The organism is Arthrobacter sp. zg-Y844 (assembly GCF_024385465.1).
Taxonomy (GTDB): Bacteria; Actinomycetota; Actinomycetes; order Actinomycetales; family Micrococcaceae; genus Arthrobacter_B.
This window is the reverse complement of record NZ_JANFLS010000001.1, coordinates 40,846-55,834: the sequence shown is the minus strand read 5'-3', so window position 1 is coordinate 55,834 and position 14,989 is coordinate 40,846. Positions and strand designations below refer to the sequence as shown.

At 67.0% G+C, this 14,989-nt stretch carries 14 protein-coding genes; 6 read left to right on the top strand and 8 right to left on the bottom strand.

The window, feature by feature from the left end; translation table 11 throughout:
- Positions 1-123 precede the first annotated feature (123 nt).
- A complete protein-coding gene (locus tag NNX35_RS00245; RefSeq protein ID WP_255866685.1) occupies positions 124-1,476 on the top strand; it encodes an MFS transporter in 1,353 nt (450 codons plus the stop codon).
- Between the two features lie 98 nt (positions 1,477-1,574).
- Complete coding sequence (locus NNX35_RS00240) at positions 1,575-1,745, top strand: hypothetical protein (RefSeq protein WP_227918232.1); 171 nt, start codon at positions 1,575-1,577, stop codon at positions 1,743-1,745.
- A 79-nt stretch (positions 1,746-1,824) separates the two neighbouring features.
- Here NNX35_RS00240 and NNX35_RS00235 read toward each other — a convergent pair whose 3' ends face one another.
- From NNX35_RS00235 to NNX35_RS00210, 6 genes are all read right to left on the bottom strand, one after another.
- Positions 1,825-2,793 (bottom strand): serine/threonine-protein kinase, encoded by a 969-nt coding sequence (locus tag NNX35_RS00235; protein ID WP_255764601.1) that lies wholly within the window; start codon positions 2,791-2,793, stop codon positions 1,825-1,827.
- 155 nt (positions 2,794-2,948) lie between these two features.
- Positions 2,949-3,758, bottom strand: coding sequence for an alpha/beta fold hydrolase (locus tag NNX35_RS00230; RefSeq protein ID WP_255866684.1), 810 nt, complete (start codon positions 3,756-3,758; stop codon positions 2,949-2,951).
- A 3-nt stretch (positions 3,759-3,761) separates the two neighbouring features.
- Positions 3,762-4,091 carry a biotin/lipoyl-containing protein gene (locus tag NNX35_RS00225; protein WP_227918229.1) on the bottom strand — a complete coding sequence of 110 codons (330 nt, stop codon included), beginning with the start codon at positions 4,089-4,091 and terminating at the stop codon, positions 3,762-3,764.
- A complete protein-coding gene (locus NNX35_RS00220; RefSeq protein WP_255765686.1) occupies positions 4,084-5,049 on the bottom strand; it encodes an alpha-ketoacid dehydrogenase subunit beta in 966 nt (321 codons plus the stop codon). The genes NNX35_RS00225 and NNX35_RS00220 overlap by 8 nt, the downstream gene beginning before the upstream one ends.
- 133 nt (positions 5,050-5,182) lie before the next feature.
- Positions 5,183-6,202, bottom strand: coding sequence for a thiamine pyrophosphate-dependent enzyme (locus tag NNX35_RS00215; RefSeq protein ID WP_255866683.1), 1,020 nt, complete (start codon positions 6,200-6,202; stop codon positions 5,183-5,185).
- A 109-nt stretch (positions 6,203-6,311) separates the two neighbouring features.
- The gene (locus tag NNX35_RS00210; protein WP_370646905.1) at positions 6,312-7,649 is read right to left on the bottom strand and encodes an amino acid permease; all 1,338 of its coding nucleotides are present in this window, start codon (positions 7,647-7,649) and stop codon (positions 6,312-6,314) included.
- Between the two features lie 282 nt (positions 7,650-7,931).
- Between NNX35_RS00210 and NNX35_RS00205 the strand changes: the two genes are divergently transcribed.
- The 3 genes from NNX35_RS00205 to NNX35_RS00195 all read left to right on the top strand — a co-directional run bounded on the left by NNX35_RS00205 (position 7,932) and on the right by NNX35_RS00195 (position 11,374).
- On the top strand, positions 7,932-8,408 hold the full coding sequence (locus NNX35_RS00205; RefSeq protein WP_255764598.1) for an Lrp/AsnC family transcriptional regulator: 477 nt from the start codon (positions 7,932-7,934) through the stop codon (positions 8,406-8,408).
- An 84-nt stretch (positions 8,409-8,492) separates the two neighbouring features.
- Positions 8,493-9,911, top strand: a complete 1,419-nt coding sequence (locus NNX35_RS00200; RefSeq protein WP_255866682.1) for a M20/M25/M40 family metallo-hydrolase — start codon at positions 8,493-8,495, stop codon at positions 9,909-9,911.
- On the top strand, positions 9,911-11,374 hold the full coding sequence (locus NNX35_RS00195; RefSeq protein ID WP_255866681.1) for an MFS transporter: 1,464 nt from the start codon (positions 9,911-9,913) through the stop codon (positions 11,372-11,374). Before NNX35_RS00200 ends, NNX35_RS00195 begins: the two co-directional genes overlap by 1 nt.
- On the opposite strand, the gene NNX35_RS00190 is transcribed toward NNX35_RS00195, so the two are convergent.
- Positions 11,371-11,826: a MarR family winged helix-turn-helix transcriptional regulator gene (locus NNX35_RS00190; RefSeq protein WP_227918224.1), complete on the bottom strand. Its 456-nt coding sequence runs from the start codon at positions 11,824-11,826 to the stop codon at positions 11,371-11,373. The genes NNX35_RS00195 and NNX35_RS00190 overlap by 4 nt on opposite strands.
- 9 nt (positions 11,827-11,835) lie before the next feature.
- The gene (locus tag NNX35_RS00185) at positions 11,836-12,960 is read right to left on the bottom strand and encodes an LLM class flavin-dependent oxidoreductase (RefSeq protein ID WP_255765684.1); all 1,125 of its coding nucleotides are present in this window, start codon (positions 12,958-12,960) and stop codon (positions 11,836-11,838) included.
- Between the two features lie 539 nt (positions 12,961-13,499).
- Here NNX35_RS00185 and NNX35_RS00180 point away from each other — a divergent pair.
- The gene (locus tag NNX35_RS00180) at positions 13,500-14,930 is read left to right on the top strand and encodes an HNH endonuclease signature motif containing protein (protein ID WP_255866680.1); all 1,431 of its coding nucleotides are present in this window, start codon (positions 13,500-13,502) and stop codon (positions 14,928-14,930) included.
- Positions 14,931-14,989: the final 59 nt, after the last annotated feature.

The window sequence follows — 14,989 nt, the reverse complement described above, 5'->3', positions numbered from 1 at the left end:
GTCGATTTGGGGGTCTTTGGTTAGGTCCACCGGCTCGGCATGGGTAAAATTGGACCCGTTACACGGGTTGTGCGCACCGGGAGGGGGGACGGTGCGCGGTTCGACGTATCTGGATACCGCACCATGACCCAAGACACCTCCACCCCCACTCAGGCACCAAGCCCTGACTCCAACCCTGACTCTGCCCCTGCCGACCCGGTGAAAACCCCGTCCGCAGGCGGCCGCTACCAGGTCATCTTCGCCCTGGCGGGCAAGTCGTTCTTCCCCATCGCCTTCCTCGCACGGCTTCCCCTGGCCATGCTCACCGTCGGCGCACTCACCCTGATCACAGAGGTTTCCGGCTCCTACGCACTCGGCGGCCTCGCCGCTGGCGGCGTCGGCGTCGGGTCCGCAGTGGGTGCTCCGCTGCTGGGGTATCTGGCGGACCGGATCGGACAGCGGCCGGTCCTCCTCGGCACCGCCGTCCTGAACCCCGTGGCCATCGGCTTGTTCCTGCTGTCCGCTGCGCTCCTGGATCCGGCCGACGCGCCGTTCTGGATGCTTGCGGCCGCATTGTTCATGGGTGCTTCCTGCCCGCAGGTCGGGCCCATGGCACGCGTCCGCTGGATGGCCATGACCGCCCGCCGTCCGCAGGGCCGCGAGATGGACACCGCCCTGGCCTACGAAGGAACCGCGGATGAACTGACCTTCGTGCTCGGCCCGGCCCTCGTCGGCCTGCTCGCCGCCGCCGTCGCCCCTTGGCTGCCGCTTGTGCTGGCGGCAGTGCTGACGGCCACGATGGTGACCGCCTTTGCCGTGCACCACACGGTGGAGCACGTTGTCCCCACCTCGCGCCGCCCGAAGATTTCCCGCAAGGGAGCGACGCCGGCAGGAAGCGGACCGGATCCGGAAACACCGGCCCAGCGGGAACGTCCGCAGTGGCTGCTCATCATGGTTCCGGTGCTCGGCATGGTCGCCATGGGCTCGTTCTTCGGTTCCACCCAGACCAGCCTCACGGCGTTCGCCGGCAGCTTCGACATGGCCACTTCCGCCGGCCTCATCTACGCGGCCATGGCTTTGAGTTCCGCCGTTGCCGCCCTGTCCGTGGCCTTCTGGCCCGAGCGCTTCGGCACCGCGGGCCGCTGGGTACTGTGCGCCGCGGCGATGCTGGCGTTTACCCTGCTGCTGTTCCTGCCCTCGAGCATCGGCATGATGCTGGTTGTGCTGCTGATTCTGGGTCTTCCCGTGGGACCGACCATGGTCAGCATTTTCGGCATCGGCGCCATCGTGGCCCCGCGCGAACTGATGGGCACCGTAATGACCCTGCTGGCCAGCGGCGTCGTCACCGGCCAGGCGCTGGGTTCATCCGTGGCCGGAGGGCTGGCGGATTCCTTCGGTTACAGCCACGCCTTCATTGTTCCGACCGCTTCGGCCGCAGCGCTCCTGCTGCTGAGCCTGGTCGCTGTCCGCGCAGCCAGCAAACGCTCGGCCGCCTGACCAGGGCAGCCGCCCGATCCGTCCGCAGGTGTTGGCCGGGCCACAGTTGGCCTAGTATCGAATAAGTAGGCCAGCGAGCACCACAAAGGAGAAACACCATGGGAAATACCGAAAAGGAAGCCGGCCAGGGGGATCAGTCGAAGACGGGTTCGCAGGGCGGACCCGAAGGCACCATCCCCCAGAGCGAGGACGGTATTTCGGCTGCGAGCACCGAGGAAGCCTCGAACTTCGAGCCCGAAGAGGATGAAGCGGCCGGCGACGGCAAGTAGCCTCTTCCGCCCCTCGACGAAAAACGGATCGGTCCAGCAGGACCGATCCGTTTTTTATGTCTTCTCCGGCCCGTCCGGCCTAGCCCAGACTGGGGGCGTGCTGCGGCGGCGCCGGAATATAGATGTTGCCCGTGGTGACGCCGCCCGTTGCGGATTCACCGGTGTCCGGATCGCTGAGCGCGGAGTCCGGCGAAGGAACGGTCGACGGTCCATCCAGCACCATGGCTTCAGAGGCCAGGGAACGAAGCGCCACTGCCACTTCGTGGGCCTCGGGGCGTGCGTCCACCAGGCGGGACGTCATGGCCCGCAGGATGCCAGTCCAATCCGGCCCCACCCACTCGGGGATCTCGGGGTCACGGAGCAGGCGTGCCACGGCTGCTTCCACAATCGGTCCGGGGAAGGCCTTTTCCCCGGTCAGGCACTCCAGGAGCACCAGGCCCAGCGAGTAGACATCTGTCCGCGGGTCCACGGCAGCCCCCTGCGCCTGTTCCGGGCTCAGGTAGTTCGCTGTTCCGATGGTTGCGCCGTTGGCGGTGGCAACGGTGGCTTCGACCATCCGGGCAATCCCGAAGTCAGTGAGCCTCGGGTAGAGGCGGGTGTCCATGTCTTCCTGGGGGAAAAGCAGGATGTTCGCAGGCTTTACGTCGCGGTGGATCACTCCGTTGCTGTGCACGTAGTTCAGCGCATCGGCCAGATCGGCACCCAGCGCCGCCGTTGCGGAGGAGGAGAGGGGACCTTCCTTGAGCAGGCCGCGCAGGTCCGGTCCGTCCACCAGCTCCATCACGAGGAAGCTAGAGCTGCGGCCCTCGTCGTCAACGTTGACGCCGGCGTCCAGCAGGGTGACCAAGCCGGGGTGGTTCAGGGTTGCCAGCAGCTGCATTTCGATCTGCTGGCGGCGGGTTTCGTCATCCTCGCGGAACCCGGCGTTGAAAAGCTTGACGGCCACTTCCCGGCCAAGGTTTTCGTCGACCCCGCGGTAGACAGCGGCAGCGCCGCCGGACCCGATGAGTTCGGTGGTGCGGTAACGGTGCCCCAGGAGTACATCCACGGGTGTCCTCCCTTGAGGGTCAAAGATGAAAGCAGGGAATCTCGCCTGGCATTAATCAGTAGGCTGATCAATGTCAGGCGAGTCCACTAGCCTTTTCATCTTAGCGTGCACCCGGAAATGTTGGCGGATAACGAGCCGTCGTGACCAAGCTGTTATTAGCCCGCCAGGAATTCCACCGCAGCATTCTTGAATGCCCGCGAAGTCACGGCGTTGGTGTGGGTGCGGGCGGGAAGCGAGAGCATCCCGGCCTGCCCGCTCAGGGCGGCCAGTTCGGGCGCCGTCGCCGCGAGGTCATCGCGTTCCCCGGCGACAAGGAGCAGCGGCATGGACGGAACCGCCGCTGCGGGGGAGAAGGGTTCCTCCTTGATGGCCTCGATCATCCGGAACAGCGCGGCCAGGCGGTTCTGCGGAACCAGCTGGGCCATGCGCAGCAGTTCGGCGGTGCGGGGATCCGCCACGGGCGCCCCGCCCGCCGCTGCTTCGCGGGCGGCATCGAGGTCGAAGTCCGCCAGCGGGTCACCGCTTCCCGGCCCTCCGAGCACCATGCGGTGCACGAGTTCGGGCTGGGTCGCTCCGAATTCCCAGGCCAGGCGGGAACCGAGGGAGTACCCCACCACGTCCAGGCCGCTGGCCGGGTCGCCGTCGGCCAGCGGAGAAACGCCGGCGTCCTGGAGTACCTGCAGCAGGTCCGCGCGGATGCGGCTGGGGCGGTAGGAATCCAGGTCCTCCGGTGCGGCGCTGCCGCCGTGGCCGGGCAGGTCCACGGTAATGATCCGGCGTCCCGCGGCGGCCAGCGCGGTGATCCATCCGGAGTCATGCCAGTTCAGCTGCGCGCTGGAGGCAAAGCCGTGCAGCAGGAGTACGGGACGCAGCGCCGTCGTGCCCCCGGCATCTTCGGCCGGGTCGATACTCTCCACCGAAAGGCGGGGGTCGGTGCCTTCCACCAGGGAGCCGTAATCCGCCACTGCCTAGTCCTCGTCCAGCGCGGCGGTCAGCCGGACCCGGCGGCGCGCCGGAGCTTCCTGCGGCACCGTACCCACGATGCCGGCGGTGTTGTCCGGAACCTCGAAGACAATAAGCGGTTCGCCGACGTTGATCGTTTCACCCGGCTCGCCGTAGGTGCGCGCAACGCGTCCGGCCTGCGGGGAGGGCAGCTCCACTGCCGATTTGGTGGTTTCCACCTCGACCAGCGGCTGGTTGCGTTCCACCTGGTCGCCCACGGACACCAGCCACTCCAGCACGGTGGCCTCGATCAGGCCTTCGCCGAGGTCGGGAAGGGGGAAGGGGATTTCAGCCACGCCGGTACTCCAATACTCGCTGGATCCCGAACAGGATGCGGTCGATGTTCGGGATGTATTCGTCTTCAAGGTCGCCTGAGGGATACGGTACGTCGAATCCCGTGACCCGCCCAACCGGAGCGCGCAGGGTATCGAAGCAGCGCTCGGTGATCAGGGCGGCCACTTCGGCGCCGAGGCCCGAGGTCAGCGGCGCTTCATGGACGACGACGGCGCGCCGGGTCCGGGCGACGGAGGCGGCCAGCCCCTCGGCGTCGATCGGCTTCAGCCACCGCAGGTCCAGGACCTCCACCTCGATGCCGTCCTCGGCTGCCAGCTCGGCCACGGAGAGGCAACGGGCCACCATGGCGCCCCACGCGACCAGCGTGACGTGCTTGCCAGGACGAACCACCTTGGCACCCTCCAGGGGGCCGGCGTCGTCCAGGAATACGTCGCCCTTCTGCCAGTAGCGGGACTTCGGTTCCATGAAGATCACCGGGTCCGGAACGGCTACGGCGTGCTTCAGCAGGTGGTAGGCCTCGTGCGGGCTGGAAGGGGAAACCACCTTCAATCCCGGAACGTGGGCGAAGAGCGCCTCCAGCGACTCGCCGTGGTGTTCGGGGGCGCGGATGCCGCCGAAACTGGGGACCCGCAGGGTCACCGGCATGGGCATCGTGCCCCGGCTGCGGTAGTTCATCCGGGCCAGCTGGGTGACGATCTGGTTTACCGCCGGATACGCGAAGCCGTCGAACTGCACCTCGGGGATCGGGTGGAACCCGGCCATGGCCAGCCCCACGGACATGCCCAGGATGCCCGATTCCGCCAGCGGAGTATCGAAAACGCGGTCCTGACCGAAGCGCTTCTGCAGGCCGTCGGTGATGCGGAAGACTCCGCCGAGCCGTCCCACGTCCTCGCCCAGGACCACGGCTTTGGGATCCTCGGCCAGGGTTTCCGCCAGGGCCCGGTTCAGGGCCGCCTGCATCGAGAGGTTTTCCACCCGGCCGTCGCCGTCCTCCGGGGACGGGGCCAGGGGAGACTGCTCCTGCGCGGCGGTCTGCTCCGTGTTCCGGGCAGCGGCTTCCAGGTCGGAGGACGCCACGGCGTCGCTGAGCTGCTCAGACATGTTCGGATTCCTCCCGCCAGGCGCGGGCCTGGGCTTTGAGTGCTTCGGTGGGCTCGGCAAAAACGAAGTCGAACATTTCCCGTCCGGGACGCGGGCCGAGCGCCATGACTCCCTCGCGGACGGTGTCCGCATGGGCCTTGGCGTCCTGCAGCGCGGTGTCCAGGAAGTCGGCGTCCGCCAGGCCTTCCGTCAGGAGCCGGTCCGCCAGCAGCTGGACCGGATCCACGCCTTCGTCGCGCCGTTCCTCCGCCAGGCTCCGGTACCTGCCGGGATCGTCGCTGGTGGAGTGCGGGCCGCGGCGGTAGGTCATGGCCTCGATCAGTACCGGACCGTGTCCGGCCCTGGCATGAGCGGCGGCCTCGCGGGTGGCGAGGACGACGGCGGCGGCGTCGTTGCCGTCCACGGTGATCGCCTTCATTCCGTACCCGGCGGCACGGGCGGCGACGGTTCCGCCGGCCACCTGGGCCTCGGTGGGCAGCGAAATGGCCCAGCCGTTGTTCTGGACGAAGAAAATGACCGGAGCCTTCAGGACGCCTGCGAAGTTCATTGCTTCATGGACGTCGCCCTGGGAGCTGGCGCCGTCGCCGAAGTAGGTCAGGGCCACGCAGGGGTTCCCGGCGAGGGTCTGGCCGTGCGCCCAGCCCACGGCGTGCAGCACGGATCCGCCGACCACTGCCTGGATCGGCGCAAGCCGGGTCTGCACCGGGTTGTAGAGGCCGCCGTGCCAGCTGGCCTTGTGGGTGGACATATAGGCGGTCATATCCACGCCCATGGTGAGCGCCACGCCCATTTCCCGGTACGTGGGGAAAACGAAGTCATGCTTGGGATCCATGGCGAAGGCGCTGCCCACCTGGGCGGCTTCCTGGCCCAGTTCCGGGGCGTATCCGGGGATGATGCCCTGGCGCTGCCAGGCGATCGCGGCGAGGTCCAGCTGCCGGACGGCGGTGACCAGGCGGTACAGCTCCCGGAGTTCCTCCGCCGGCAGGGCCGCAGGTTGCAGATTATTGTCCATGGTCCGCAATTTAGTGCTTCACGCCACAGTGAGCAAACAGCGCCCCGAACATGACGCAGTCTGTACAAATGTAGCGTTCAGCCGCCGGATGTGCTTGGCAGTTTGCCTATCAGGCCTGGTCGGCTCGGTCCCCGGGTGCGGTGCGGGCCTTGGCAGCGCTGCGCCGTTCGAAGGACCAGGCCAGCAGGACCAGCACGGTGCTGAGGGCCGCCGTCGCCAGCAGCTGGATCCGCACATCGGGGTCGAAGAAGCCAAGGACCACGATTCCCGCGAGCAGTGCCAGCGCAAAGTAGGAGAGCCAGGGGAAGGCCCACATCTTGAACGTGAGTTCGACGCCGGCCGCTTCCGCCCGACGCCGCAGGATGATCTGGGAAACGATGGAGATGCCCCAGACCACCAGGCAGGTGGAACCGACGGTGTTGAGCAGGATCATCAGCACGGTGTCGGGGTAGAGGTAGTTCAGCACCACGGCAACGAAGCCGAAGACCACGGACGCCAGCACCGCCCGGCGGGGCACTCCGCCGGAGCCGAGGCGGCCCAGGGAGGCCGGAGCCCGGCCGCGCTCGCCCAGGGAGTAGATCATCCGGGACGCGCCGTACAGGTTCGCATTCATGGCGGACAGCAGCGCGATGACGATGACGACCGCCATGACCGTGTCCGCACCGGGGACCTTCGCTGCATGCAGGACGGCCACGAACGGACCGGTGCTCAGCGCTTCACTGTCCCAGGGCAGTACGGTGACCATCACCAGCACCGAACCGATGTAGAAGACCAGGATCCGCCAGATCACCGAGTTGATCGCTCCGGCAATGTTCTTGGACGGTTCCTCCGTGTCCGCTGCGGCGATGGTGATGATCTCGGTGCCGCCGAAAGCGAAGACCACCAGCAGCAGTCCCGAGGCCACCCCGGTCAGGCCGTTGGGCATGAAGCCGCCGTTGTCGAAGAGGTTGGAGGTGCCCGGCGACGGGACGCCGGGAAGCAGTCCGGCCACGAAGGCGACGCCGACCGCTAGGAAGATGATGATTGCGGCAACCTTCAGGATGGCAAACCAGTACTCGAATTCGCCCAGGCTGGCAGCTCCGGCCAGGTTGACGGCGGTAAACACGATGATGAAGGCCAGGGCCAGCATCCACTGCTCGATGCCGGGGACCAGGGAGGCGACGATGGCCGCAGCGGCCGTGGCCTCCGCGGCTATGACGATCACGATCTGGAACCACCACATCCACCCGACCGTGGTGCCCGCCGTGCGCCCCAGGGCTTTCTCGGCATATACGGAAAACGCACCGCTGCTGGGGTCGGCCGCCGCCATCTCGCCCATCATGCGCATGATCAGAATCACCATGGTTCCGGCGATCAGGAAGGAGATCAGCACTGCCGGGCCGGCCGCTGCGATGCCTTCGCCGGACCCTACGAAAAGGCCGGTGCCGATGGCACTGCCGAGGCTCATCAGGACAAGGTGCCTCGGCTGCATCTTCCGCGCGGAGGACGGTTCCCCGGCCGGAAGCGCAGTGTCAGTGCTGGACGGGCGGGCGGAACTGGGCATAACGGGAGAGGCCTTAGAACGAACGGATTGGCTGCCGGTGCGTGCCGTCCGCGGGCAGGGATGCCGCTGCAGGACTGTACACCGGATTCCATCTTAAGGCCGGTTTGTGTGCCGTCGGTTCCGGCAGTCGGCCGTGCTGCCTTTACAATTTGTACACTGCCTGTGCTTAGTCCCGGAAAGGACCCCATGCCCACCGACGCGCTGGACGCCCGTATCGTCACCCTGTTTACCGACAACCCGCGGATGTCGGTACTGGAGGCCTCGCGCCGGCTCGCCGTTGCCCGGGCCACGGTCCAGGCCCGCCTGGACCGGATGCAGGAGACCGGTGTGATCGCCGGCTGGGGTCCGCGGATCGACGCTGAGGCCCTGGGGTACGACGTCGTCGCCTACTGCTCGCTCACCATCCGCCAGGACACCGGCCATGACGCAGTGGTTGCGGCACTGTCCCGGATTCCGGAAATCCAGGAGGTGCATACCGTCTCGGGGGAGAGCGACCTGCTGGCCCGGGTGGCGGCGCGGTCCAATTCTGATCTGCAGCGGGTGATCGACGCGATCGTCGCCACCAACACGGTCCTGCGGACCTCCTCCGTGATTGTGCTGAACACGCATTTCGAAGGGCGGATGCTGCCCCTGCTGCATGCGGCAGCAACTCCGGAGGCCTGAGCCTCACCGCGTGGTTACCGCCTGGTAACTTAATCTTCTGCCCACTGGACTGTGATGCATGCCACAGCCGCTACACTCGCTCCCATGCCCAGCTCTCCCACGGCGCTATCCGCCGTTGCACTAGGCCGCGCGGCCGCTCCGAAGCTCGCCCGGCTCCTCACGTACCGCACCGTTTCCTCCCGGGTGCCCGAGGAAATGGAGCCGGACCAGTTCGAGGCCTTTATCGCAGCACTGCCGGAACTCTTTCCCCTTGTTTCCGCCGGCCTGCAGCTGGAACGGGTCAACGGGTTCGGGCTCCTGTACCGCTGGCCCGGGACGGCCTCGCCCGACGCCGCGGCCGGTGACGCCGCGGCGGTTGATGGCGCGGCTGTTGATGCCGCGGACGGCAGGGGTCCCGCGGTGCTGATGGCCCACTATGACGTGGTCCCGGTGGAGGACCCGTCGCGGTGGGACTACCCGCCGTTTGCCGGCACGGTCACGGAAACCTCCATCGAAGGCCGCGGGGCCCTCGATGACAAGGGGGCGCTGGCAGCCCTGCTGGAAGCGGCTGAACAGCTGCTCTCCGAGGGGTTCGCGCCCGCAGGGGACATCTACTTCTCCTTCGGCAACAACGAGGAAACCGCCGGCGATACGGCTGCCGCTGCCGCTGCCCTGCTCGCGGAACGCGGCATCCGTCCCTGGCTGGTGCTGGATGAAGGGGGAGCGGTGGCCTCGGGTGCGTTCCCGTTCGTGTCGGCGCCGCTCGCCGTCGTCGGCGTCTCAGAAAAGGGCATCCTCGACGTCGAACTGGCGGTGGAGGACGCCGGCGGGCATGCGTCCACGCCGAACCGGAGGGGTGCAACGGCGCGCCTGGCCCGCGCCGTCGTCCGCCTGGACCGCCGTCCTTTCCCGGCCGCCCTTCCGGATGTCAGCGTGGAAATGGTCCAGCGGCTCTCCGGCTCGGCGCCGCTGCCGCTCCGTCCGGTGCTGGGCAATGCCAGGCACCTGCGCGGTGCGCTGACCCGGGTGTTCGGGATGCTCGGCGGGGAGCCCAACGCCATGACCCGCACCACCGTGGCCGTGACCCAGCTGCGGGGAAGCAAGGGATCCAACGTCCTGGCCACGCGCGCCACGGCCAACGCCAATGTCCGGGTGGCTGTGGGCGAGACGGTGGCGTCCACTGTGTCGCGGCTGCGGTCGATCATCCGGGACCCCAAGGTGAGCCTGCGCGTGGTGGAGGGCAATGAGCCCTCGCCGGTCTCCGCGACGGACAACGCCCAGTTCGCCCTGCTGGCGGAAACCATCCGGACCTGTTTCCCAGACGCTGTTCCGGTGCCGTACATCATGCTTGGCGGAACCGACGCGCGGCGTTTCACCTCCATCTGCGAAGCGGTGTACCGCTTTGCCCCGTTCCGGATGAGCGCCGCGGACCGGGCCAGCATCCACGCCGACAACGAACGCCTGGGCATCGAGACGTTCGGCGAGGGCATCACGTTCTACAAGGCCCTGATGGGTGCGCTCTGATGTCCGCGCCGTCCCTGCCCGGACTGCGCATGATCGGCCCCCTCGTCGGGTTCCTGGTGCTGGTGGAAATCACCAGCGGCATCCTGCAGGGCTACTACACGCCGCTGCTCACCGACATTGCCCGCCACCTGGGGATCGACGACGGCGACGTCAACTGGTTTGAGTCCGCCCAGCTGATGCTTAGTGCCCTGGCCGTGCCGATCCTGGCCAAACTGGGGGACATCTACGGGCACAAACGCATCCTGCTGGTCTCCACGGTCCTGACGGCGGCGGCCTCCTGGGGAGTCGCCGTGGCACCGGATTTCTGGACGTTCCTGGCCGCGTGGTCGCTCCAGGGTTTCTACGTGGTCTGGCTGCCGATGGAGATCGCCCTGATTTTCAGCCGGGTGCGCCACACCCCCAACCGGGCCGTGCTTACCCGCAAGGCGGCAGGCCTGCTGGTCGGCGCACTCGAGCTGGGGGTGATCGGCGGAGCCCTGCTGGGCGGGGTGCTGGTGGAGCACCTCCCGCTCTGGCTCACGCTGTGCGTCCCCGCCGCCGCGGTGACGCTGTGTATCTTTGCCGTGCATTTCGGGGTGCCGGAATCCAGCTCCCTGGACGGCGGCACGGTGGACCGCACCGGCTTCGTACTGCTGGCGGTCGGGCTGCTCCTGCTTACCTCCGGGCTGACCTTCCTGCGGATCAACGGTCCGGAGACCTGGTGGGTGTGGGCCGTCCTGGCTGCCGGTGCCGCCGCGTTCATTCCTTTTGTCCGTTACGAGCTCGGGCAGAAGGATCCGCTGGTGGATTTCCGGATGCTGCGCATCCCGTCCATGTGGCCGGTCCAGCTGACCGCGGGGTTGTTCGGCATTTCGGTGCTCGGCGCCCAGGCGCCCATGTCCACGTTCGCCCGCACCGATCCCGCACTGTACGGCTACGGCCTGGGGCTGGCGGCCTCGCAGGTGTCCATCATCATCGGGACCTACGTCTTCGCCCTGCTCGCCGGCGCGCTGCTCTTCCCCTTGGCCGCCCGGCGGACCACGCCGAGGAACACCTTGGTGGGTGCCTCGCTCCTGGTCGGTGTCGGGTACGGGCTCTTCCTGCCCTTCCATGACACCCTGCCGCAGGCACTGATGAACATGGTGGTCGCCGGGCTGGGTTCCGGGGCGTTGGTGGCGGCGCTTCCCTCGGCTGCTGCCGCGGCGGCACCGCTGAACCGAACCGGCATGGCAACCGGGCTGACCAACACCACCAAGACCATCGGCGGGTCCTTCGCCTCGGCGGTCTTCGGAATTGCACTGGCCGGCGCAGCTGCGGACGCCCTTTCGAGCGGAGCGGCCGACGCCGGGACTGTGGCACCGCTGCAGGGCTACCTGACGGTCTGGGCGGTGTGTTCGGTGACTGCGTTTATCGCGGCAGCACTCCTCCTGCTGGTGCCCCGGCTGGCGTTCGCCGATCCGCCGCTGACTGAGGCGGCCGCCTAGTCCTCCAGGCTCGCCAGGACCTTGTCCGTCAGTTCCTTCAGGCGTGCCAGCTCAGTGTTGTCCAGGGCCGGCGTCAGGAGTTCATGGATTCCACGTACATGGATGCGGCCCAGGCGCCGTTGGACTGCCCGCCCCTCCTCGGTCAGCGAGAGCTCGACGCCGCGCTGGTCCTGTTCTGCCGGCCGGCGCTGCACCAGGCCCCGGGCTTCAAGCCGGTCCACCATCCGGCTCAGGCTGGGCTGGCTGATGAGCAGGTGCTCGTTGAGCTCGTTGAGCCGTATCCAGCCGCCGGGGCAACGCGTCAGGTTGAACAGGACGTCGTACTCCCGCATGGTGAGCTCCCGGAATTCCGGATCCCGCTGCAGGCGCCGCATAACGCCGACCTGGACACGGAACAATGATTCCCACGCTTCGGCTGCCTGTTTCGCCGTGACGTCGTTTGTTGAATGCATTGTCCCAGCCTACTGAACCGCAGGGGACGTCGATGCAGATGACGGGGCGGGCTCCGCGTCCGCCTTCCGGGCGGCGACCCGTGCGGCGTGGGTGGGTCCTTCGGGGACGTCGTCCGGGCGGCGGGAATCGAATTCCCTCCGCAGTTCCGGCAGCACGTATTCGCCGAAGAGGTCCAGCTGCTCCAGCACCGTCTTAAGCGGCAGTCCTGCATGGTCGATCAGGAACAGCTGGCGCTGGTAATCGCCGAAGTACTCCTGGAAGCTCAACGTCTTCTCCAGCACCTCCTGCGGGCTGCCCACCGTCAGCGGGGTCTGGGCGGTGAAGTCCTCCATGGACGGCCCGTGGCCGTAGACCGGGGCGTTGTCAAAGTACGGGCGGAACTCGTTGACGGCGTCCTGGGAGTTCTTCCGCATGAAGAACTGTCCGCCCAGTCCCACAATGGCCTGGTCGGCGCGGCCGTGGCCGTAGTGTTCGTAGCGCTCGCGGTACAGGCCGATCAGCTGCATGTAGTGCTCCTTCGGCCAGAAGATGTTGTTGGCGAAGAAACCGTCTCCGAAGTACGCGGCAATTTCGGCGACCTGCGGCGTGCGGATGGAGCCGTGCCAGACGAAGGGGGCGACGCCGTCGAGCGGGCGGGGCGTGGCTGTGAAGTTGTGCAGCGGAGTACGGAACTTGCCCTGCCAGTTCACGGTGTCGTTATCCCACAGCTGGCGCAGCAGGTTGTAGTTCTCAACGGTCAGTTCCACCGAGTCCTGGGGATCCTTGCCGAACCACGGATAGACAGGCGCGGTGTTGCCGCGGCCAAGGACCAGGTCCACCCGGCCGTCGGCGAGGTGCTGGAGCATGGCGAAGTCTTCCGCGATCTTCACCGGGTCATTGGTGGTGATCAGCGTGGTGGTGGTGGAGAGGATGATCCGCTCGGTCTGTGCGGCAATGTAGCCCAGCAGAGTGGTGGGGGAGCTGGCATAGAACGGCGGATTGTGGTGCTCGCCGGTGGCGTAGACATCCATGCCGATCTCTTCGACCTTGCGGGCAATGGCCACGGCGGCCTTGATCCGCTCCGCTTCGGTCGGGATGCGCCCGGTGACGGGGTCCCGGGTGATGTCGCTGACGCTGAAGACGCCGATCTGCATGGTTGCCTCCGGAAGTTCGAGTGTTCCTAAAAGTATATGCATATGCATACATCTCCCCTAACCGTTACCTGCTCCGGTTCATTCCCGGGTTCGGTTTCGGTGGGTGCTGAGGTGGGGTGGGGTGCCGCAGAGTGCCGGGGTCCCGTGCAGGTTCGATTGGTGCCGTGGGGACTCGACAATCGTGCTTGGCCACCTCCTCGGCTGACCCGGATTTCGGGTAGGTAGTCGGGGCGAAAAGACGGGTAATCCAGGTTCCTGAAGGGGCTGTTTCAGGCCTGTTTTCGACCCTGGAATGTCAGTGCCGGATGAAATCCTGAGGTATGGATCAGCTCGGAAACACCGAACCGACAACTGAAGAGCCAGGCATGGACCAGCCGCCGACAAGGCCGGCTGGTGACGCGGAGGCGCCCTGCTCTCCCGTAACTCTGGCGGTGTTTCGCGCGGCGCTGGCAGTAACTGTCGGTGACGGCGGAGGTGGTGCCACTCCTGTCGAAAGTCCTGCTGATGCTTACCCGGACGGTTTCACCGGGACCCTTGCGTTGCAGAACCTTGAAGCCTTCGACGAAGCCGCGGTCGGTGAGGCCTTGGCCCGGCTGGAGCATCTGATTTCCTGGGGGCAGGCGCTGCAGGCCCGCCTGTTGAACCGGATGGAGGAAATCTTCCGGGACAAGTTCTTCGCCCCGTCGGAGCGGGAAAAACCGGGGATTGCTTTCAGCCTCGCGGCTGCCGAATGTGCCGCGATCCTGAATGTTCCGCAGGTGACCGGTCAGCGGCTGCTGAGCGAGGCCGGGCAGCTGTGCGGCACCCATACGGCGACCCTGACCGGGCTGGAAGAGGGACGGTTCTCGTACCAGCATGCGCAGGTGGTGCTGGAGCAGTGCCAGAACGTTCCCGCCGCGAAACTGCCCGGGTTCGAGGCCGACCTACTGGCAGCAGCTCCGGGTCAAACGCGGGCGCAGTTCTCCGCCAAGGCGCGCCGGCTGCGCGAAAAGACGTTCCCGGAGACCATAAGCAAAAGGCACCTGACCGCCTTCGAACAGCGCAAGGTCACCCTGGACCGTGAAGAAGACGGCATGTCCTGTCTGTCGGCTCATCTGCGTGCTGCGGAAGCACAGCAGATTTACACGGCTCTCAGTACCGCGGCGCGGGGTGAGCAGGCGGGAGGAGATTCCCGGACCACCGACCAGCTGCGTGCCGACATCCTGGCGCAGCTGCTGATGGGCGGCAGCCGGAGACATTTGCCCGGCACCCCGGAAGAGGCCGCAACCCGAGACGCGTCCGGAACCCGACCCGGCACCGGCCACACCAGCAATGACACTGGCACAGCCACCCGGGACGAGGACGGAACCGGCTTTGGCAACGGCCCGGAGGGCGCACCCGATCGCACAACAGGACCGGACGAGGGAATCATCCCGAGGGCGGAAATCATGGTCCTGATCAACGCCGAAACCCTCTTCGGCGCCAACGACCAGCCGGCAGAACTGCATGGCTACGGACCCATCAGCGCCGAAGAAGCCCGCCGACTGGCCCGCAACGCCGTCGGATGGACCGGACTGGCCCAAAATCCGCACACCGGAGAGATCCTGGGCGTAGGACGGCGCAGGAAAGTCCCTGCCGGGCTTCGTCGCTGGCTCCGCGCAAGGGACGGAACCTGCAGGTTTCCCGGCTGTCGGGTCAGCACCGCAAATGCGGACATTGACCACACCATCGACTGGGCGAAGGGCGGTCCCACGGACCACGGGAACCTCGAACACCTCTGCCGCCGGCACCACCGATTTAAGACCCTCGGCTTCTGGAAGGCCTGCCAACCCACCCCCGGGGTGATCGAGTGGACTTCGCCGACCGGCCGTGTCTACCGAACCGAGCCCTTCCTGGAACTAGGCCCGCCGGGCACTGCACCTGATCCGCGGAAGGACCACAGGCGAAGGAACCCTGAGCAGAAGGAACCGGAACAGGTGCCGCCGTTCTGAACCTGCCGCCGTTCTGAACCTGCGCCCGTTCTGAGCATGCCCCGCTCTGGCCTTGCCAC